General features: G+C 40.8%; 15 protein-coding genes, 1 tRNA gene, 3 rRNA genes and 1 pseudogene. 13 read left to right on the forward strand and 7 right to left on the reverse strand.

Annotated features, from left to right (window positions below; genetic code table 11):
- Positions 1 to 287: 287 nt before the first annotated feature.
- From INP94_RS03130 to mscL, 10 genes are all read left to right on the forward strand, one after another.
- Positions 288 to 1,827, forward strand: a 16S ribosomal RNA gene (locus tag INP94_RS03130).
- A 112-nt stretch (positions 1,828 to 1,939) separates the two neighbouring features.
- A tRNA-Glu gene (locus tag INP94_RS03135) sits at positions 1,940 to 2,015 on the forward strand.
- A gap of 182 nt (positions 2,016 to 2,197) precedes the next feature.
- A 23S ribosomal RNA gene (locus INP94_RS03140) occupies positions 2,198 to 5,095 on the forward strand.
- Between the two features lie 143 nt (positions 5,096 to 5,238).
- Positions 5,239 to 5,354 (forward strand): 5S ribosomal RNA (gene rrf, locus INP94_RS03145).
- Together the 16S, 23S and 5S rRNA genes with 1 tRNA gene alongside form the textbook arrangement of a ribosomal RNA operon.
- Positions 5,355 to 5,478: 124 nt before the next feature.
- Positions 5,479 to 5,988, forward strand: a complete 510-nt coding sequence (gene def, locus INP94_RS03150; RefSeq protein ID WP_005698874.1) for a peptide deformylase — start codon at positions 5,479 to 5,481, stop codon at positions 5,986 to 5,988.
- A gap of 59 nt (positions 5,989 to 6,047) precedes the next feature.
- Complete coding sequence (fmt, locus tag INP94_RS03155; RefSeq protein WP_049371304.1) at positions 6,048 to 7,004, forward strand: methionyl-tRNA formyltransferase; 957 nt, start codon at positions 6,048 to 6,050, stop codon at positions 7,002 to 7,004.
- Positions 7,004 to 8,341, forward strand: coding sequence for a 16S rRNA (cytosine(967)-C(5))-methyltransferase RsmB (rsmB, locus tag INP94_RS03160; RefSeq protein ID WP_197544012.1), 1,338 nt, complete (start codon positions 7,004 to 7,006; stop codon positions 8,339 to 8,341). The genes fmt and rsmB overlap by 1 nt, the downstream gene beginning before the upstream one ends.
- Complete coding sequence (locus tag INP94_RS03165; protein ID WP_197544013.1) at positions 8,342 to 9,157, forward strand: glycosyltransferase family A protein; 816 nt, start codon at positions 8,342 to 8,344, stop codon at positions 9,155 to 9,157.
- On the forward strand, positions 9,154 to 10,530 hold the full coding sequence (gene trkA / locus INP94_RS03170; RefSeq protein WP_197544014.1) for a Trk system potassium transporter TrkA: 1,377 nt from the start codon (positions 9,154 to 9,156) through the stop codon (positions 10,528 to 10,530). Before INP94_RS03165 ends, trkA begins: the two co-directional genes overlap by 4 nt.
- Before the next feature lie 78 nt (positions 10,531 to 10,608).
- Positions 10,609 to 10,995 (forward strand): large-conductance mechanosensitive channel protein MscL, encoded by a 387-nt coding sequence (mscL, locus tag INP94_RS03175; protein WP_049364681.1) that lies wholly within the window; start codon positions 10,609 to 10,611, stop codon positions 10,993 to 10,995.
- A gap of 58 nt (positions 10,996 to 11,053) precedes the next feature.
- Here mscL and ispF read toward each other — a convergent pair whose 3' ends face one another.
- The 3 genes from ispF to ftsB are packed head-to-tail and all read right to left on the reverse strand — an operon-like array spanning position 11,054 to position 12,488.
- Entirely contained in the window at positions 11,054 to 11,530 is a 477-nt protein-coding gene (gene ispF, locus INP94_RS03180) for a 2-C-methyl-D-erythritol 2,4-cyclodiphosphate synthase (protein WP_049369923.1), read from the reverse strand.
- A complete protein-coding gene (gene ispD / locus INP94_RS03185; protein ID WP_197544015.1) occupies positions 11,527 to 12,210 on the reverse strand; it encodes a 2-C-methyl-D-erythritol 4-phosphate cytidylyltransferase in 684 nt (227 codons plus the stop codon). Before ispD ends, ispF begins: the two co-directional genes overlap by 4 nt.
- On the reverse strand, positions 12,210 to 12,488 hold the full coding sequence (gene ftsB, locus INP94_RS03190; protein ID WP_197544016.1) for a cell division protein FtsB: 279 nt from the start codon (positions 12,486 to 12,488) through the stop codon (positions 12,210 to 12,212). The genes ispD and ftsB overlap by 1 nt, the downstream gene beginning before the upstream one ends.
- A 250-nt stretch (positions 12,489 to 12,738) precedes the next feature.
- Between ftsB and INP94_RS03195 the strand changes: the two genes are divergently transcribed.
- Positions 12,739 to 13,557, forward strand: coding sequence for a 5'-nucleotidase, lipoprotein e(P4) family (locus INP94_RS03195; protein ID WP_111387053.1), 819 nt, complete (start codon positions 12,739 to 12,741; stop codon positions 13,555 to 13,557).
- A 67-nt stretch (positions 13,558 to 13,624) separates the two neighbouring features.
- Here the strand turns inward: INP94_RS03195 and fabR are convergent, their stop codons facing one another.
- Both fabR and oxyR read right to left on the reverse strand, forming a co-directional pair.
- Entirely contained in the window at positions 13,625 to 14,248 is a 624-nt protein-coding gene (gene fabR, locus INP94_RS03200; RefSeq protein WP_014064558.1) for an HTH-type transcriptional repressor FabR, read from the reverse strand.
- Between the two features lie 25 nt (positions 14,249 to 14,273).
- Complete coding sequence (gene oxyR / locus INP94_RS03205; protein ID WP_197544017.1) at positions 14,274 to 15,179, reverse strand: DNA-binding transcriptional regulator OxyR; 906 nt, start codon at positions 15,177 to 15,179, stop codon at positions 14,274 to 14,276.
- A gap of 131 nt (positions 15,180 to 15,310) precedes the next feature.
- Between oxyR and pgdx the strand changes: the two genes are divergently transcribed.
- Together pgdx and INP94_RS03215 are read left to right on the forward strand one after the other, a co-directional pair.
- A complete protein-coding gene (gene pgdx / locus INP94_RS03210) occupies positions 15,311 to 16,036 on the forward strand; it encodes a hybrid peroxiredoxin PGdx (protein ID WP_070582851.1) in 726 nt (241 codons plus the stop codon).
- A gap of 357 nt (positions 16,037 to 16,393) precedes the next feature.
- Positions 16,394 to 18,454: a LacI family DNA-binding transcriptional regulator gene (locus INP94_RS03215; protein ID WP_049357233.1), complete on the forward strand. Its 2,061-nt coding sequence runs from the start codon at positions 16,394 to 16,396 to the stop codon at positions 18,452 to 18,454.
- Between the two features lie 2 nt (positions 18,455 to 18,456).
- Here INP94_RS03215 and galT read toward each other — a convergent pair.
- Together galT and INP94_RS03225 are read right to left on the reverse strand one after the other, a co-directional pair.
- Positions 18,457 to 19,506, reverse strand: a pseudogene (galT, locus tag INP94_RS03220) (galactose-1-phosphate uridylyltransferase).
- Positions 19,507 to 19,550: 44 nt separating this feature from the next.
- Positions 19,551 to 20,270: an MgtC/SapB family protein gene (locus tag INP94_RS03225; RefSeq protein WP_197544018.1), complete on the reverse strand. Its 720-nt coding sequence runs from the start codon at positions 20,268 to 20,270 to the stop codon at positions 19,551 to 19,553.
- Positions 20,271 to 20,289 lie beyond the last annotated feature (19 nt).

Raw genomic sequence — 20,289 nt, forward strand, 5'->3', positions numbered from 1 at the left:
AACCAATAAAAAATTTACATTTTTTTACAAAAAGATCTTGCAAAGGCATCTGAAATGCCTATAATACGCCCCACACAACGACGCGCTGTTGTGAGTCTTAAGAAAAACCAGTGCGTCGTTCTTTTTTGCTCTTTAACAATATATCAGACAATCTGTGTGGGCACTTGTTGATTGACTTGTTTTAAAAATATTTTTTAATTTTGAAGTCTTAATAGGTGCTAACTAGAAATTCATATTACTTTTAAAGTAGTGGCATTTTATGTCAGCAGTATTGAGCGATTGAACTTGAATTGAAGAGTTTGATCATGGCTCAGATTGAACGCTGGCGGCAGGCTTAACACATGCAAGTCGAACGGTAACATAAAGAAGCTTGCTTCTTTGATGACGAGTGGCGGACGGGTGAGTAATGCTTGGGAATCTAGCTTATGGAGGGGGATAACTACGGGAAACTGTAGCTAATACCGCGTAGAATCGAGAGATGAAAGTGTGGGACCTTCGGGCCACATGCCATAGGATGAGCCCAAGTGGGATTAGGTAGTTGGTGAGGTAAAGGCTCACCAAGCCGACGATCTCTAGCTGGTCTGAGAGGATGACCAGCCACACTGGGACTGAGACACGGCCCAGACTCCTACGGGAGGCAGCAGTGGGGAATATTGCGCAATGGGGGCAACCCTGACGCAGCCATGCCGCGTGAATGAAGAAGGCCTTCGGGTTGTAAAGTTCTTTCGGTAGCGAGGAAGGCATTTAGTTTAATAGACTAGGTGATTGACGTTAACTACAGAAGAAGCACCGGCTAACTCCGTGCCAGCAGCCGCGGTAATACGGAGGGTGCGAGCGTTAATCGGAATAACTGGGCGTAAAGGGCACGCAGGCGGTGACTTAAGTGAGGTGTGAAAGCCCCGGGCTTAACCTGGGAATTGCATTTCATACTGGGTCGCTAGAGTACTTTAGGGAGGGGTAGAATTCCACGTGTAGCGGTGAAATGCGTAGAGATGTGGAGGAATACCGAAGGCGAAGGCAGCCCCTTGGGAATGTACTGACGCTCATGTGCGAAAGCGTGGGGAGCAAACAGGATTAGATACCCTGGTAGTCCACGCTGTAAACGATGTCGATTTGGGGGTTGAGCTTTGAGCTTGGCGCCCGTAGCTAACGTGATAAATCGACCGCCTGGGGAGTACGGCCGCAAGGTTAAAACTCAAATGAATTGACGGGGGCCCGCACAAGCGGTGGAGCATGTGGTTTAATTCGATGCAACGCGAAGAACCTTACCTACTCTTGACATCCAGAGAACTTTCCAGAGATGGATTGGTGCCTTCGGGAACTCTGAGACAGGTGCTGCATGGCTGTCGTCAGCTCGTGTTGTGAAATGTTGGGTTAAGTCCCGCAACGAGCGCAACCCTTATCCTTTGTTGCCAGCGATTTGGTCGGGAACTCAAAGGAGACTGCCGGTGATAAACCGGAGGAAGGTGGGGATGACGTCAAGTCATCATGGCCCTTACGAGTAGGGCTACACACGTGCTACAATGGCGTATACAGAGGGAAGCGATAGTGCGAGCTGGAGCGAATCTCACAAAGTACGTCTAAGTCCGGATTGGAGTCTGCAACTCGACTCCATGAAGTCGGAATCGCTAGTAATCGCAAATCAGAATGTTGCGGTGAATACGTTCCCGGGCCTTGTACACACCGCCCGTCACACCATGGGAGTGGGTTGTACCAGAAGTAGATAGCTTAACCTTCGGGGGGGCGTTTACCACGGTATGATTCATGACTGGGGTGAAGTCGTAACAAGGTAACCGTAGGGGAACCTGCGGTTGGATCACCTCCTTACCAAAAACGAGAGACAATAAGTGTCCACACAGATTGATTGATATATTGTAGAAAATGAATGAAGAGAGAAAAGTGCGTAAGCAAAGTGTAAGATAGAGTATCTTTATTTGTTGTCCCCATCGTCTAGAGGCCTAGGACATCGCCCTTTCACGGCGGTAACCGGGGTTCGAATCCCCGTGGGGACGCCAAATAAAGATAACTTTATTATCTTCTGTTCTTTAACAACCAGGAAACAAGCTGAAAAACTGAAGAGACTTTCAAGTCCTTTTAAGGGATAAGAAAAAGTCTGAGTAAGAAGAAAATCTTGATTGAACAAAAGCAATCAAGTGTTTAGTTGAAAACACAACATCAAGAATTTTTGAGGTTGTATAGTTAAGTGACTAAGCGTACAAGGTGGATGCCTTGGCAATCAGAGGCGAGGAAGGACGTGCTAATCTGCGAAAAGCTTGGATGAGTCGATAAGAGGCGTTTAATCCAAGATGTCCGAATGGGGAAACCCAGTAGATGAAGAATCTACTATCACTTACTGAATTCATAGGTAAGTGAGGCAAACCGGGAGAACTGAAACATCTAAGTACCCCGAGGAAAAGAAATCAACCGAGATTTCGTTAGTAGCGGCGAGCGAACGCGAAGGAGCCTGTTAGTGATAATGACAGAGACAGAGGAACAAGCTGGGAAGCTTGGCGATACAGGGTGATAGCCCCGTACTCGAAGTCCAGGTCATGGTACTAAGCTAACGACAAGTAGGGCGGGACACGTGATATCCTGTTTGAAGATGGGGGGACCATCCTCCAAGGCTAAATACTCCTGATTGACCGATAGTGAACCAGTACTGTGAAGGAAAGGCGAAAAGAACCCCGGTGAGGGGAGTGAAATAGAACCTGAAACCTTGTACGTACAAGCAGTGGGAGCCCTTTAAGGGTGACTGCGTACCTTTTGTATAATGGGTCAGCGACTTATATTTTGTAGCGAGGTTAACCGAATAGGGGAGCCGAAGGGAAACCGAGTCTTAACTGGGCGTCTAGTTGCAAGGTATAGACCCGAAACCCGGTGATCTAGCCATGGGCAGGTTGAAGGTTGGGTAACACTAACTGGAGGACCGAACCGACTAATGTTGAAAAATTAGCGGATGACTTGTGGCTGGGGGTGAAAGGCCAATCAAACCGGGAGATAGCTGGTTCTCCCCGAAATCTATTTAGGTAGAGCCTTGAGCGGACACCTTCGGGGGTAGAGCACTGTTTCGGCTAGGGGTCCATCCCGGATTACCAACCCGATGCAAACTACGAATACCGAAGAGTGATACTCAGGAGACACACGGCGGGTGCTAACGTCCGTCGTGGAGAGGGAAACAACCCAGACCGCCAGCTAAGGTCCCAAAGTCTATATTAAGTGGGAAACGAAGTGGGAAGGCTTAGACAGCTAGGATGTTGGCTTAGAAGCAGCCATCATTTAAAGAAAGCGTAATAGCTCACTAGTCGAGTCGGCCTGCGCGGAAGATGTAACGGGGCTCAAATATAGCACCGAAGCTGCGGCATCAGACGTAAGTCTGTTGGGTAGGGGAGCGTTCTGTAAGCGGATGAAGGTGAATCGAGAGGTTTGCTGGACGTATCAGAAGTGCGAATGCTGACATAAGTAACGATAAAACGGGTGAAAAACCCGTTCGCCGGAAGACCAAGGGTTCCTGTCCAACGTTAATCGGGGCAGGGTGAGTCGGCCCCTAAGGCGAGGCTGAAAAGCGTAGTCGATGGGAAACGGGTTAATATTCCCGTACTTGGATAAACTGCGATGTGGGGACGGAGCAGGTTAGGTTATCGCACTGTTGGATATGTGCGTTTAAGTTGGTAGGTGAGAAGTTTAGGCAAATCCGGACTTCTTTAACACTGAGAGATGATGACGAGGCTCTACGGAGCTGAAGTAACCGATACCACACTTCCAGGAAAAGCCACTAAGCTTCAGGTTTATCTAAACCGTACTGAAAACCGACACAGGTGGTCAGGTAGAGAATACTCAGGCGCTTGAGAGAACTCGGGTGAAGGAACTAGGCAAAATAGCACCGTAACTTCGGGAGAAGGTGCGCCGGCGTAGATTGTAGTCCCTCGCGGGCGAAGGTTGAACCGGTCGAAGATACCAGCTGGCTGCAACTGTTTATTAAAAACACAGCACTCTGCAAACACGAAAGTGGACGTATAGGGTGTGATGCCTGCCCGGTGCTGGAAGGTTAATTGATGGTGTAATCGAAAGAGAAGCTCCTGATCGAAGCCCCAGTAAACGGCGGCCGTAACTATAACGGTCCTAAGGTAGCGAAATTCCTTGTCGGGTAAGTTCCGACCTGCACGAATGGCATAATGATGGCCAGGCTGTCTCCACCCGAGACTCAGTGAAATTGAAATCGCCGTGAAGATGCGGTGTACCCGCGGCTAGACGGAAAGACCCCGTGAACCTTTACTATAGCTTGACACTGAACATTGAATTTTGATGTGTAGGATAGGTGGGAGACTATGAAGATGATACGCCAGTATTGTTGGAGTCGACCTTGAAATACCACCCTTTAACGTTTGATGTTCTAACGAAGATTACGAAACGTGGTCTCGGACAGTGTCTGGTGGGTAGTTTGACTGGGGCGGTCTCCTCCCAAAGAGTAACGGAGGAGCACGAAGGTTTGCTAATGACGGTCGGACATCGTCAGGTTAGTGCAATGGTATAAGCAAGCTTAACTGCGAGACAGACAAGTCGAGCAGGTACGAAAGTAGGTCATAGTGATCCGGTGGTTCTGAATGGAAGGGCCATCGCTCAACGGATAAAAGGTACTCCGGGGATAACAGGCTGATACCGCCCAAGAGTTCATATCGACGGCGGTGTTTGGCACCTCGATGTCGGCTCATCACATCCTGGGGCTGAAGTAGGTCCCAAGGGTATGGCTGTTCGCCATTTAAAGTGGTACGCGAGCTGGGTTTAGAACGTCGTGAGACAGTTCGGTCCCTATCTGCCGTGGGCGTTGGAGAATTGATTGGGGCTGCTCCTAGTACGAGAGGACCGGAGTGGACGCACCACTGGTGTTCCGGTTGTGTCGCCAGACGCATTGCCGGGTAGCTAAGTGCGGAAGAGATAAGTGCTGAAAGCATCTAAGCACGAAACTTGCCAAGAGATGAGTTCTCCCTGTCTTTAAGACAGTAAGGGTTGTTTAAGACTAAGACGTAGATAGGCATGGTGTGTAAGCGGTGCGAGCCGTTGAGCTAACATGTACTAATTGCCCGAGAGGCTTAACTATACAACGCTCAAGGGTTTTGGGTGTTGGGTAAGACGAAGAAACTCAGAGAAGAAAGAGAAAGTTTTGAAGTTGAATCAGCTTGTTTGGTTGTGAGCACTAGAGATAGTGAGAGCAGAGTAGAGAAAAGTTATTAAAGGAATAATCCTGGCGGCGATAGAGCGGTGGTCCCACCTGACCCCATACCGAACTCAGAAGTGAAACGCCGATGCGCCGATGGTAGTGTGGGGCTTCCCCATGTGAGAGTAGGACACCGCCAGGTACTGAATGTAGAACCCCGAGCTGAATAGCTTGGGGTTTTTGTTTATGGATATTTTCAATATTTTAGCAAAGCGTTGATTCTATGATACAATCACCGCCGTAATTTTAATAAAACAAGAGAAAATATGACCGCACTTAATGTATTAATTTATCCAGATGATCACCTAAAGATTGTTTGTGAGCCAGTTGCAGAAGTCAATGATGACATTCGCAAAATTGTAGATGATATGTTTGATACGATGTATCAAGAAGAAGGTATTGGCCTTGCTGCACCACAGGTAGATATCTTGCAACGTATTATTACGATTGATATTGAAGGAGACAAACAAAATCAGCTAGTGTTGATCAATCCAGAAATTTTAGCGTCAGAAGGTGAAACAGGTATTGAAGAAGGTTGTTTATCTATTCCTGGATTCCGTGCCTTAGTGCCCCGTAAAGAAAAAGTCACGGTAAAAGCGTTAGATCGTCATGGAAAAGAATTTACGCTTGATGCAGATGGTTTATTAGCGATCTGTATTCAGCATGAAATCGATCATTTAAACGGTATTTTATTTGTTGATTATCTTTCACCGTTGAAACGTCAACGTATCAAAGAAAAATTAGTGAAATATAAAAAACAAATTGCAAAACAATAATCAAAAGTGCGGTATAAAATGACCGCACTTTTCCTATCAACGCCATAACGTAGAACATTATGAAACCATTGAATATCATCTTTGCCGGTACGCCGGACTTCGCAGCACAACATCTTGCTGCACTTTTAAATTCTCATCACAATATTATTGCTGTTTATACGCAGCCAGATAAACCGGCTGGTCGCGGTAAAAAATTGCAGGCTAGTCCTGTAAAGCAATTAGCAGAACAACATCAAATTCCTGTTTATCAACCAAAATCCTTGCGTAAAGAAGAAGCACAAGCAGAGCTTAAAGCGTTAAATGCTGATGTAATGGTTGTTGTTGCTTATGGTTTGATTTTACCTCAAGCAGTGTTGGATATGCCTCGTTTAGGTTGTTTAAATGTGCATGGCTCTCTCTTACCTCGTTGGCGTGGCGCCGCACCTATTCAGCGCGCTATCTGGGCTGGTGATAAGCAAACCGGTGTGACGATTATGCAAATGGATGTGGGTTTAGATACTGGTGATATGTTACACAAAGTGTATTGCGATATTGATGCACAAGAAACTTCTGCTTCGCTTTACCATAAATTAGCTGAAATTGCGCCGTCTGCATTGATTGATGTTTTGGATCATTTGGAAGAAGGGAAATTTATTGCAGAAAAACAAGATGATAGCCAAAGTAACTATGCAGAGAAACTTTCCAAAGAAGAGGCTAAATTAGATTGGTCGCTATCGGCAGCCCAGCTTGAACGTAATATTCGCGCGTTTAATCCTTGGCCGATAAGTTTTCTACAATTAACCGATGAACAAGGTAATGAACAAACCTTAAAAGTTTATTCTGCTGCCGTGTTGCCACATGTAGATAAACCAGCTGGGACGATTTTAAGTATCGATAAAAAAGGTATCCAAATTGCCACGAAAGAAGGCGTTTTAAATTTATTGCAACTTCAGCCCGCAGGCAAGAAACCTATGTCTGTGCAAGATTTTCTCAATGGTCGAGCTGATTGTTTCCAAGTTGGTAAGGTTCTAAACTAATGGTATTTCAACGCAAAAAAACGGGAAAATCGACCGCACTTTCGGTACGCGCTATCGCTGCTCAAGTGATTTTGCAGGTTTTAGATCAGGGTAAGTCCTTATCAACGTTGATTCCAGAAGTACAATCACAGGTAAAACCACAGGATTTACCTTTATTACAGGAAATCACCTTTGGTATTTGTCGCGTATTGCCTCGTTTAGAAAATATTATAAAAAAATTATTAGATAAGCCATTGAAGGGTAAAACCCGCATCGTGCACTGCTTGCTATTGGTGGGATTGTACCAATTACTTTATATGCGCGTGCCCGCTCATGCGGCGGTAGATGAAGTGGTGAACGCCACAAAATCATTGAAATCAGATAGTTTACGTGGTTTGGTTAATGGTGTACTGCGTCGTTTCTTACGGGAGCAAGAGGATATTCTTGCCGTAGTAGATAAGCATTGGCAAACGCTTCATCCTGAATGGTTTGTGAATAAACTCAAAAAAGCTTATCCGAATTGGCGTGAAATTATTGAGGCGAATAACCAAAAGCCACCAATGTGGTTACGGGTCAATCAACAGCAAAATAACACGAAAACTTACCGCACTTTATTGGAAGAGCAAGAGATAGCAGCGTTTGAATGTGATAATCCACATGCTTTGCGTTTAGCACAACCACTTTCTGTCTCGAAACTACCGAATTTTGAACAAGGTGCAGTGACAGTTCAGGATCTCAATGCGCAATGGTCGGTCTTATTGCTTGAGCCACAAAATGGTGAATTAATTTTAGATGCTTGTGCGGCTCCCGGTGGGAAGACTACACATGTTTTAGAGATGGCGCCACAAGCGAAGGTAATAGCGCTTGATGTGGAGGCTCATCGCTTAAAACGTGTCGAGGAAAATCTTACTCGTTTGAATCAGCAGGCGACAGTTGTTTGTGGTGATGCGACGGAGCCAGAAAAGTGGCTCTCAGAAATAGGTTTAAGTGGTGCATCCTTTGATCGTATTTTATTAGATGCACCTTGCTCAGCAACGGGCGTGATTCGTCGTCATCCAGATATTAAATGGTTACGTCAAGAAACGGATATTGCTCAATTGGTTGCCTTGCAAGGACAAATTCTAAAAGCGCTGTGGGCAAAATTAAAACCTAATGGTATTTTGCTTTATGCGACTTGCTCGGTACTTCCTGATGAGAACAGTCAGCAAATACAGCATTTTTTAGCTGAAACACCCGATGCAGAATTAATGACATTGCCGTTTGAACAAACGGAAAATACGATTGGAATCCAATTCCTGCCACAAGAGAATGGTGGTGATGGGTTCTATTATGCAAAATTGAGAAAATGGTCAGCTTAAATGAATTTGCCTTTAATTGATGTCGTCATTCCTTGCTATAACACTGAACAAACACTTGTTCGTGCAGTAGAGTCTGTGTTGCAGCAAAATAATCTTGGTCACCTTTGGCTGATTGATGATGCATCGACAGATAATACATTTGCATTAGCCTTACAGCTTGCAGAGCAATATCCAAACAGAATTTCTATCGAGCAATTGCCAAAAAATAGCGGTGTCGCAATGGCTCGAAATTGGGGCGCAATGCTCTCTGCTAAAAGTGCGGTCGATTTTGTCGCATTTTTAGATGCGGATGATGCATACGAACCTGGTGCATTGGAAGTGGCTGCGGCAACCTTTCATTTTCAGCCAGATACTTCAGTCGTAAGATTAGCATTAAAGCCGATAAATTTAGCCCAACGTTATGCAGAACACCCTAATTTTGATCAGGCATGGCAATATATGCGCATGACCTGCGGGGGAAATATCGTTTTCAATAAAGCTTTTTTCTTAGCGTGTGGCGGATTTCCAACACATCAATTATTCCGAGAGCTCGGCGGTGAAGATGGAGCCTTGGGCATTGCAACCACTAAAACGGCAAAAGTGGCGACCTTATTTGAAGATGTGGGTGTGTTGCATTTTTGTCGTGAAGGCATGCATGCGGAGCGTTTACTCGATGGCCTGTTATTTGGTAAACAAGATCCAGCGATTACAGCCGAAAAAATGGCAGAAGCTGAACAAGTCACATCGACTATTTGTCGCCGTATTGAGGCATTAAAGTGCGGTCTAAATTCAGCTGAAATTGGCATCCGACCTTTGGTTGTGGAGAGAACAGAATGAAAATAATCATCTTAGGTGCAGGGCAAGTAGGCACAACACTTGCGGCAAATTTAGTGAGTGAAGATAACGACATCACACTGGTAGATAATGAATCTCAACATTTGCAGAATTTGCAAGATAAGCATGATTTACGCGTAGTTAAAGGTTCCCCTTCTTCACCCAAGGTTTTACGTGATGCGGGCGCCGCTGATGCAGATTTGATGATTGCCGTAACAGCATCAGATGAAATTAATATGATTGCTTGCCAGTTGGGATATACCCTTTTCAATACCCCAACACGTATTGCGCGTATTCGTAATGCGGAATATTTGCGTGAGAAAGATAAATTATTTAATAATGAAAACGTACCCATCGATCATCTTATTTCACCAGAAAATTTAGTTACGGATGAGATTACGCGTTTAATTGCTTATCCAGGCGCGTTGCAAGTGGCACATTTTGCCAATAATCGAATTAGCATTGTGGTTGTAAAAGCCTATTACGGTGGTCCTTTAGTAGGTTATGCGTTATCCGCTTTTAAAGAGCATATGCCGCACATTGATTGCCGTATCATTTCAATTTTACGTAATGATAGATTAATTCGTCCGCAAGGCTCGACCATTATTGAGGCAGGCGATGAAATTACCTTTATTTGTGCAACAGAACACATTAAAGCAGTGATGAGTGAGTTGCAACGCCTTGAGAAAACCTACAAACGTATCATGATCGTTGGCAGCGGGAATATTGCCTCAGGTGTGGCAAAACAGTTAGAAGATAAGTATCAAGTAAAACTCATTGAGCGCGATGGAGAAAAAGCGAAATTTTTAGCTGAAAGACTTTCTAAAACCCTGGTTTTCCATGGTGATGCTTCTGACCAAAATTTACTTTTTGAAGAGCATATTGAGAGCGTTGATGTCTTTTTATCTCTAAGTGCAGATGATGAAGCCAATATTATGTCGGCGTTACTGGCAAAACGCCTAGGGGCTAAAAAAGCCATGGTGCTTATCCAACGTATGGCATATATCAATTTGATTCAAGGCGGAACTATTGATATTGCAGTTTCACCACAACAAGCAACAATCTCAGCGTTATTAGGACATGTGCGTAAAGGGGATATCAAAAATGTGGCCTCTTTGCGTCATGGTACCGCGGAAGCCATTGAACTTGTTGTGCATGGCGATGCGACAACATCCAATGTGGTTGGAAGACACATTGGTGATCTTAAGCTGCCTGTAGGGGCGATGATTGCGGCAATTTTACGTAAAAATGAAGTAATCATTGCTCGTCGTCAGGTTGTTATTGAAGAAGGCGATAATGTGATTGTTTATATTAATGACAAGAAATCCGTGTCAGAAATTGAAAAATTATTCCAACCAAGTGCATTTTTTATTTAAATAACAGTTTACTTTTTAATCTGAAAACCTATAATACGCACTCTTTTAATTTTTTAAACCAACACAAAAGGAAATTTTATGAGCTTTCTTAAAGAATTCCGCGAATTCGCAATGCGCGGCAACGTAGTAGATATGGCAGTCGGTGTGATCATCGGTGGTGCTTTTGGTAAAATCGTAAGTTCACTTGTCGGTGACGTAGTAATGCCTGTATTAGGTATTTTAACTGGTGGCGTGGATTTCAAAGATTTGAAAATCACGTTAGCTCAAGCTGTAGGCGAAACCCCAGCGGTAACCTTAAACTACGGTGTATTTATTCAAAACGTTTTTGATTTCATCATCATTGCATTTGCAATCTTCATGATGATCAAAGGTATCAACAAAGTGAAAAAACCAGTAGAAGAAGTAAAAGGTCCTTCACAAGAAGAATTACTTACTGAAATTCGCGATTTATTAAAAAAACAATAAGAATTTAATCCAAATAAAAAAGGTTGGTATTTTACCAACCTTTTCTTTTACCTAAAATTTAAGCTTTTAATAATAATGCGACAGCCTCGCAAGCAATACCTTCACTTCGGCCTGTAAAGCCAAGTTTTTCTGTTGTAGTTGCCTTCACATTGACTTGCTCAATATCACAATGTAAATCTTCTGCAATTTTCGCTCGCATTGCATCGATATGAGGACGCATTTTAGGGGCTTGAGCAATAATGGTTACATCCACATTACCGACCTTATAGCCTTTTGCTTGTACTTGGCGGAATGCTTCTCGTAATAAAACACGGCTATCTGCATTTTTATATTGCATATCGGTATCAGGGAAGAGTTTACCAATATCGCCTAATGCTACTGCACCTAATAAAGCATCCGTTAAGGCATGTAAGGCGACATCACCATCAGAATGGGCAATAAACCCAGTGTGGTAAGGCACTTCAACGCCACCAATAATTAAAGGTCGATCTTCACCAAAGGCATGAACATCAAACCCATGTCCAATTCGTATCATAGAGTTTTCCTTGTTAAATAAAATTCGGCTAAAGCTAAATCTTCTGGACGTGTTACTTTTATATTATCGCTCCGTCCCGCGACCAAGTGCGGTTGAAATCCGGCGAGTTCCATCGCAGAGGCTTCATCTGTAATATTAGCGCCTTGAGAAAGCCCCTGTTTAAGTGCATTTCTTAATAGATCGCAACGGAAAAATTGAGGTGTTTGTGCAAGCCAAAGTTCAGCGCGATCTTCTGTTTTAATAATATCTTGTTGTTTATTCGCGCGTTTAATCGTATCGACCGCTGGAATGGCCAAAATAGCGCCGTGTTCATCATCGATTTGGAGCAATTTATCTAAATCTTGATGGGTTAAACAAGGTCTGGCTGCATCATGCACCAATGCCCAAGCTTGCTCATTTTTAATCGCTTTCAGCCCATTGAGAACAGACTCTGCTCGTGTTTCACCACCTTCAATAAGTGTAATATTTTTGTGTGGAAATAAAGTTATTTCAGAAAGATAGGGATCATTTTTTCCTACTGCAAGAATAACGTGATTGATTGCAGGGTGGGATAGAATGACAGAGAGTGTATGTTCCAGAATCGTCTTGTCTAGGATTTTCAGATATTGCTTAGGTTTATTTGCCTGCATACGGCTTCCAACACCCGCAGCAGGAATGACGGCAATAATTTCACGGTTCATTATTTATGCTCTTTGACGATGTGATAGAACACCTCGTTTGGTTTGACCATATCGTGACCCATGCGTGCACGTTCTTCAATGGATTCAAAACCTTTTGTTAACCCTTGAATTTCAGCTGAAATCATTTGATTTCTTTGTGAGAGTGTTTCATTTTCTGCTTTATTCTCTTTGATTTGAGCGGCGACATCTTTGTAGTCAAAATAGCCATTTTTACCAAACCAAAGATCGTACTGAAATAGCACGAGAATACCTACTAAAATTCCAATGAAAAGACGCATAAATTACCTATTATTTCTGAAAACTTGGGATAGTTTACCGTGAAATACAGCGAAATGCGATGAAAAAGTGCGGTTAAAAATAAGATGATTTTTGAAATGATTTCATTGGGTTCGTTGGATAACTTAAAAATAAAAAATGTGATCTGCCTCACAAAATAGTTATAAAGTTTGATAAAGCCATAGTCACTGCCCAAATAGGCTTGTTATACTTTTACCTGTCATTATGACTTTTTAACAGAAGGAACAATCAATGAAAACAACATTAAAACTTACCGCTATTGCAGCGATGTCAGCATTTATTTTAACTGGTTGTGCGACTCAAGATAAGAGTGCAGAAGCGGATGCACAGCTTCAACAACAAGCGGTATTAGGTCTTAACTGGATTCAACAATCAGGCGAATACCAAGCACTTTCTTACCAAGCATACAATGCGGCAAAAGTGGCATTTGATCACGCTAAAGTGAAAAAAGGTAAGAAAAAAGCTGTTGTGGTGGACTTAGATGAAACCATGTTAGATAACAGCCCTTATGCTGGCTGGCAAGTTCAAAACAATAAACCATTTGATGGTAAAGATTGGACTCGTTGGGTAGAAGCTCGTCAATCAGGTGTAGTACCAGGCGCAGTAGAATTCAATAACTATGTAAATACCCACGGCGGTAAAATGTTCTATGTGTCTAACCGTAAAGACAGCAATGAAAAAGCAGGTACGATTGATGACATGAAACGTTTAGGTTTTAATGGTGTTGAAGATTCAGCGTTTTACTTGAAAAAAGATAAATCACCAAAAGCAGCACGTTTTGAAGAAATTGAAAAACAAGGTTATGAAATCGTTGTTTATGTGGGTGATAACCTAGATGACTTCGGTGATGCGATCTACGGTAAACAAAATGCAGAACGTCGTGATTTCGTTGCACAAAACAAAGCGAAATTTGGTAAAACATTCATCGTTTTACCTAACCCGAACTACGGTGGCTTTGAAGGTGGTTTAGCAAAAGATTACTTCAAAGGTGATTCAAGCAGCAAAGTGAAAGCACGTTTAGATGCGATTAAAGCTTGGGATGGTAAATAATCTCCTGTTTTAAATAAAGCAACACCCGCAGAGATGCGGGTGTTTTGTTTTAGTCGAAAAGTGCGGTCTATTTTCGCATCATTTTTTCTTTATGCGCGGCGAAATCGCCACCTTTGGCAAGCATACGAAGTTGTAAGATAACACGCTCTTTTAGCAAATCTTGTTCAGCCTTAGTCATATCTAAGGCATTGGAGCCTGCCGTGAATACGATGGTTACCATGCCTTCTGCCTGAACATAAGAGACATATTGAGAGTAGTGATTTTTCTTCGCAATATATTCGGCCAATTCATCGACAAAGTGTTTGATTTCGCGGGCAGCTGCGGTACGGAAAGCTTGAGAAGTCCCCGAACTTTCACGTAAGAGCAAACGGAACACGTTGGTGCTGTGAGTGATAAATTCAAAAAAGGTTTCCACGGATACGCGGATCACACTACCGCCAGCATCAATACGTTTACGCGCTTGGCGCATTAATTGACGGAGGGTTAAACCTGCTTCATCTACCATTTCTAATCCGAGCTCATCCATATCACTAAAGTGGCGATAGAAAGAAGTTGGTGCAATGCCCGCTTCACGGGCAACTTCACGCAAGCTTAAATTAGAAAAGCTTTTTTCTGCACTCAATTGATTGAATGCTGCGTCAATTAAAGCTCGACGGGTTTTTTCTTTTTGAATTGCTCGAACACCAGCCATTGGATTTTCCTCAGCTTATGATAAATTATTTTTTATTCGCTAAAATCGATTTAACTTGTTCACTGACCGCATTTGCAACGCGTTCGTAACGATTACGTAACGGTGAACCTGGGCGGTAAACAAGCGCAATAGTACGAGACGGTTCTGGCGAATGGCAAGGAATATATTTTACACCTGCACGTGTGGCTTCATTTAATACAGCAAGTTCTGGCATAAAGGTGATGCCTGCATTAGCTGCCACCATATTACGCAACGTTTCAAGGCTAGTGGCTTGAAAGTGAGAGTCTTCTTTAGCACCGGCCGTAAAACAATAATCGAGTGCTTGATTACGTAAGCAATGCCCATCATCCAACATAAGCATTTCTTGCCCTTTTAAGGTATTCATGGCAATTTTACTTTCTGAAGCCCAAGGATGTTGGTCGGATACAGCGAGTAACATTTTTTCATCAAAAATAGGCACTTCGATAAACGCTTCAGTTTCGGGTACGCGAGCGACAATCGCACAATCTAGGCGGCCCGTTTCTAATTGTTCTAATAATTGATGGGTTTGAGCTTCGTAAAGAAATACTTCAAGATCAGGGAAAGTTTCTTTCAATGTTGGTACAATGTAAGGTAGTAGATAAGGACCAACAGTTGGGATGAGTCCAATGTGTAATGGACCCGTCATTTCTTTACCTTGATTGCTAGCCATTTCTTTGAGTAATTTTACTTCGCGTAATACAGTGCGAGCTTGATCGACAAGTAACATGCCCGATTGCGTGAAGAGTACTTTACGGCTCGTACGTTCAAGTAAAATAATGCCTAACTCATCTTCGAGTTTGCGGATTTGGCCACTTAAAGTGGGTTGGCTAACATTGCAAGAATCCGCCGCTCGACGGAAATGTTTAAACTCGGAAAGGGCTACTAAGTATTCTAAATCACGAATATTCATGGGGTTCTCACTTTATAGAATATGTCAATTAAAAGGATAGAATTAATTGATTATGACTATATCACAAAACTCTCTATAATGCCTATCAAGTTTTTAAGGCAAATTCATTTAACTAACAGAGGAGACACATTATGTCTAATATGGAAGGAAAAAAAGTCCCACAAGTTACATTTCGTACTCGTCAAGGTGATCAATGGGTTGATGTGACTACATCTGAATTATTCGACAACAAAACAGTTGTTGTTTTCTCATTACCGGGTGCGTTCACGCCAACTTGTTCATCTTCTCACTTACCACGTTATAACGAGCTTGCACCAGTGTTCAAAAAACATGGCGTAGATGATATTTTAGTTGTGTCTGTAAACGATACTTTCGTAATGAATGCTTGGAAAGAAGCAGAAGAAGCACACAATGTAAAATTTATTCCAGATGGCAACGGTACTTTCACTGAAGGTATGGGTATGTTAGTCGGAAAAGATGATTTAGGTTTTGGTAAACGTTCTTGGCGTTATTCTATGCTCGTGAAAAATGGCGTAGTGGAAAAAATGTTTATTGAACCAAATGAGCCAGGCGATCCGTTTAAAGTATCTGATGCCGATACCATGTTGAAATACATTGCACCAGATTTCCAAGTGCAAGAATCAATCGCCATCTTCACAAAACCAGGCTGTCCATATTGCGCGAAAGCAAAACAACTTTTACGTGATAAAGGTTTAAGCTTTGAAGAAATCGTATTAGGTCAAGATGCAACTATCGTGAGTGTACGTGCGGTTTCTGGTCGTGCAACTGTGCCACAAGTATTTATCGGTGGTAAACACATCGGCGGTAGCGACGATTTAGAAAAATACTTTGCATAATTGATTGCTAGGTAGGAAATTTTTTTATATTTTTGATTATTAGGAACATAATTTAAAAGGGAGCGAAAGCTCCCTTTTTTGTTTTTTATCATAAGGATATAAGTTTTATATGATATTAGTAGAAGGAAATTATCATAGAATCTTTAAAAGTGCAGTTATATTGAGCGATATTTTTTATTCAGTTGTATAACTATATAGTTGAGCAAACGGCATGCCAAAATCATATTTATTAGGTGTTTAGCAGAAAGTACTACTTGTACTACTTAGATTTCATTCATATCCAAATTCTGAAAGCGTTGATGATTTTTATGACTTGATCCCCTACAATACAAGTTAAACAATCAGGAGTAGAGAATTATGGCGACGATAAAAGATATAGCGAAAGAAGCTGGAGTGTCGTTAGGTACTGTTTCCAATGTGCTAAACAAAAAGCATAACGTCAGTTTGGAAAAAATTAATTTGGTAAACGATGCAATAAAAAAACTGGGTTATCAGAAAAATATTCAAGCTAGTTTTTTAAAGTCTGGCGGAAGTAATCAGATTGCAGTTATATTTCCTTCTATCTCATCACCTGAATATTATTTACTTTATGAATCTTTAGAAGGGCATTTTTCTCAGAAGGGTTATCAATTAAATCTTTATTTAACTGATAATAATCCAAGTAAAGAGCGTTTGTTTCTCGAGAAAATTTCAGGTGAGAATACTACATTTGTGATTGTTGTATCTTGTTTACCTGATGCAAATGAATATAAGCAATATTTTGATATTGAATTAGTTAAAATTATCTTTCTTTATAGAGAGATAAGAAATGCCAAATATTATCTTGGGCTTGATTATGAATCTATTCTAACTAATGTTGTTAAGGAAGCTAAAGGAAATGGAGATAAGCGAATTGGTATTGTTTCAAATCAAAAGTATAAAATAAAAGAAGCTGTTGAATTAGTTTATTGTTTTTTAAAACATCCATTTGAAGTTGTGAAATTTATTGAGGATGAGCATCTTTCTTCAATTGTTACGCTAAATATTTTGCATGCTGAAGAGATTTATAATGCATTTTACTTTTGTAATCAATCCCCTCCAAAAATTTATACGATTAATCATCAATTTAGTCATGATGAGAGGTTCATTTCCTATTATATTAGTTATGATTTTATTGTTAGGAACATTATTCATATTATAGAAGGTGAATGTCTTGAGTTATTTTATCAAGATAAGGGGTTTTTATTTAAAAAATCAGATATATTGCATAGTTCATTGCGTATTTTAGCAATATCGAGCCCTTCTATTGAGGCGTTAAAGAAAATACTCCCACATTTTAAACGGCAAACAGGTATTCAAGTACAGATTGATACAGTACCTTTTGTCAGTATTTCCGAAGTTTTGACGAATCCAAAACAAGCTAAACAATATGATATTGTGCGTCTTGATATGGAGCGTTTACCGCTATTGGCCAGTTATCTTCAACCATTTAATTTTATTCAGCAAGAAGAACTAGCTTCTCACTATTCTAATAATTTGATTAAACGATTTTGTTTGGTTAATGACCAGCTCTATGCAATTCCATTTGATCCGAGCATTCAGGTTCTATTTTATCATAAAGCCATTTTTGATGATATGATTACGCAGCGGCTTTTTTATGAACAATATAAGACTGATTTAATGCCTCCAAGAACATTCGAGGAGTTTAATCGTATTGCACGTTTTTTTGACCATAATCTTATGCTTAAGTCACCTATTCGTTATGGAACAGCATTAATTGATAATCCTGAGATTCTAGCACTTGAATTTTTAGTTCGTTATTACTCGTTAGCAAACAAGCCAATTCTTGCACAGGATGTATCGGCATTTAGTAGAGAAATTGCATTTCGTGTCTTAGAAAATTTAGCAGAGTTAAAAGATAATGCGGTATTGTTACACGGCAGTTGGTGGGATAAGGCAGTAGAATGTTTTGAGAAAAAAGAAACAGCAATGTTAATGATTTATTCCAATCATTATTCTCATTTATCTCACAATATGCCGAGTTCAATTGGTTGTGCACCAGTGCCTGGAAATATGCCTCTTATTGGTGGAGGAAGTTTAGCAATAGTGAAAGGATGTGAAAAATACGAAGAAGTGCGGTTGTTTTTTGAATGGTTTTTAAATGATGAAATACATGAACGTTATGTTCGTCTTGGTGGTGTTTCGGCAAGGAAAAATGTATTAATGAATCAAGCATTGATTAGACAGTCTCCTTGGATTTCTCTAATTGAGAAAATAAATTTTAATGGTGTTCGTGAAAATGTGGATGCAAAAGGTCATGCTATTGATTTGGTGAAAATTGAAAAGCAAATCGGATTAATCCTTTTTGCTTTTCTTAATAATCAATTTAATACAGATGTTGCAGTTGAAAAAATAGCGAATATTTTTCGTAATATCTAGCTTTATAGATATTCTTTATAATGTTTAGTATCGCTTACAGAATTCAAGAGTTCAGCAGCTTGTTCAGGCGTTAGATCACGTTGATTTTCCGCCAGCATTTCGTAGCCTACCATAAACTTACGAATGGTTGCTGAACGTAAAAGTGGGGGATAGAAGTGAGCGTGTAACTGCCAATGAGAATTATCCTTACTATTAAATGGGGCGAAGTGGAAACCCATAGAATAAGAAAAACTTATCTTGAATAAATTATCGTAACGAGTTGTGAGTTTTTTTAATACAAGAGCTAAATCTTCACGTTCTGTTTGGTTTAATTCTTCAATCGATTTAAATTGTTTCGATTTTGGAAGTAATAAGGTTTCAAAGGGCCAGGTTGCCCAATAAGGGACTACGGCTACCCAATCCTCAGTTTCAGCTACGATGCGTTCACTTTTTTCTAATTCACGTTTTACATAATCAAGTAATAATTGTGTTCCATATTTTTGATAGTATTCTGCTTGGTATTTATCTTCAATTATTATTTCATTTGGTAAGAAATTACTTGCCCAAATTTGACCATGAGGGTGTGGATTTGAACATCCCATTATTGCACCTTTATTCTCAAAAATTTGAACCCATTGATAACGTTGTTTTAGTTCATAAACCTGTTCTTGCCATACTCGGATAATCAGTTCGATTTCAGGTATGGTAAGTTGTGGCAGTGTTTTACTGTGATCAGGTGAAAAGCAAATCACTCTACTTTCACCTTGCGTAGTCGAAATTTTGAATAGAGGGTCATCATTTTTTTCATGGGAGGGGGTATCACTAAGTAAAGCAGAAAAGTCATTTTTGAACACAAAAGGTTTGGTATATATTGGGTTCAATTCGCCAGTGATACGTTTATTACCAGGACAGAGATAGCATTCAGGATCATAGCTTGGTTTATTATCATCAATGACTTCTTCCTGTTACCCTTGCCATGGTCGTTTGGCACGATGGGGTGAGACTAAAACCCATTGATTTTTTAAAGGATTAAATCGACGGTGTGGATGTTCAGTTAAAATAAATGTACTCATAATATATTCTCTTTTATAAATAATTAATCTGAATAGCTTTTGAATTAAGTATAATTCATTTCAATATCACGAATATCATGGAGATTTTTAAGATATTGATAAATTTCTAAATAAGAATTTCTATCAGTAAGGTTTGCTGAGATTGATAATATAGTACAATTTTGCGATTGCTCTTTAATGTTAATGCTATCAATATCACATTGGTGATTTTCTAGGTCATTAATTACGCGTTCTATATTATTGTTTAATACTTTTAAAATAATGGTTGCTCGATTATTCGTCTGCTTTTTAGGTACAATAAGTTTTAAATAATGGCTGTATTTTAATGTGAGTAAAATTACTAAAGCTACTGCAATGGCATCACCATAGAATCCTGCACCAATGGTTATGCCAATGCCTGCGGAGCTCCAAATCATTGCCGCAGTAGTAATACCTGAAACAACATCATCGCTTTTGTGTAATATAACACCTGAGCCAATGAAACCAATACCACTAATCACTTGAGCAGCAAGCCGCATTGGGTCTGTACGGATATTGTTAGAAAGAGAGGCGTAATATTCGGCCGAATGAATGGATACAGTAGTTAGAATGCAAGTGGTAACTGCAATAATAATACAAGTTTTAATTCCCACTGGTTTTCGCTTACTTTCTCGCTCAAATCCAATCATTCCTCCTAATAATGCAGCAAATAATAATTTTATCCAGGCAGATAGATGATAAATATCGGATAAATTTTGTTGTAAAAAGTCTAAAGAAAGCCACATAACTTTTCCTAAAAGGGTG

Origin of the sequence: Haemophilus parainfluenzae (assembly GCF_014931395.1) — a bacterium.
GTDB lineage: Bacteria > Pseudomonadota > Gammaproteobacteria > Enterobacterales > Pasteurellaceae > Haemophilus_D.

Bases quoted from the DNA above. Each gene is read 5' to 3' on its own strand.
- def (WP_005698874.1), top strand. From the start codon at position 5,479: ATGACCGCACTTAATGTATTAATTTATCCAGATGATCACCTAAAGATT.
- fmt (WP_049371304.1), top strand. From the start codon at position 6,048: ATGAAACCATTGAATATCATCTTTGCCGGTACGCCGGACTTCGCAGCA.
- rsmB (WP_197544012.1), top strand. From the start codon at position 7,004: ATGGTATTTCAACGCAAAAAAACGGGAAAATCGACCGCACTTTCGGTA.
- INP94_RS03165 (WP_197544013.1), top strand. From the start codon at position 8,342: ATGAATTTGCCTTTAATTGATGTCGTCATTCCTTGCTATAACACTGAA.
- trkA (WP_197544014.1), top strand. From the start codon at position 9,154: ATGAAAATAATCATCTTAGGTGCAGGGCAAGTAGGCACAACACTTGCG.
- mscL (WP_049364681.1), top strand. From the start codon at position 10,609: ATGAGCTTTCTTAAAGAATTCCGCGAATTCGCAATGCGCGGCAACGTA.
- ispF (WP_049369923.1), bottom strand. From the start codon at position 11,530: ATGATACGAATTGGACATGGGTTTGATGTTCATGCCTTTGGTGAAGAT.
- ispD (WP_197544015.1), bottom strand. From the start codon at position 12,210: ATGAACCGTGAAATTATTGCCGTCATTCCTGCTGCGGGTGTTGGAAGC.
- ftsB (WP_197544016.1), bottom strand. From the start codon at position 12,488: ATGCGTCTTTTCATTGGAATTTTAGTAGGTATTCTCGTGCTATTTCAG.
- INP94_RS03195 (WP_111387053.1), top strand. From the start codon at position 12,739: ATGAAAACAACATTAAAACTTACCGCTATTGCAGCGATGTCAGCATTT.
- fabR (WP_014064558.1), bottom strand. From the start codon at position 14,248: ATGGCTGGTGTTCGAGCAATTCAAAAAGAAAAAACCCGTCGAGCTTTA.
- oxyR (WP_197544017.1), bottom strand. From the start codon at position 15,179: ATGAATATTCGTGATTTAGAATACTTAGTAGCCCTTTCCGAGTTTAAA.
- pgdx (WP_070582851.1), top strand. From the start codon at position 15,311: ATGTCTAATATGGAAGGAAAAAAAGTCCCACAAGTTACATTTCGTACT.
- INP94_RS03215 (WP_049357233.1), top strand. From the start codon at position 16,394: ATGGCGACGATAAAAGATATAGCGAAAGAAGCTGGAGTGTCGTTAGGT.
- INP94_RS03225 (WP_197544018.1), bottom strand. From the start codon at position 20,270: ATGTGGCTTTCTTTAGACTTTTTACAACAAAATTTATCCGATATTTAT.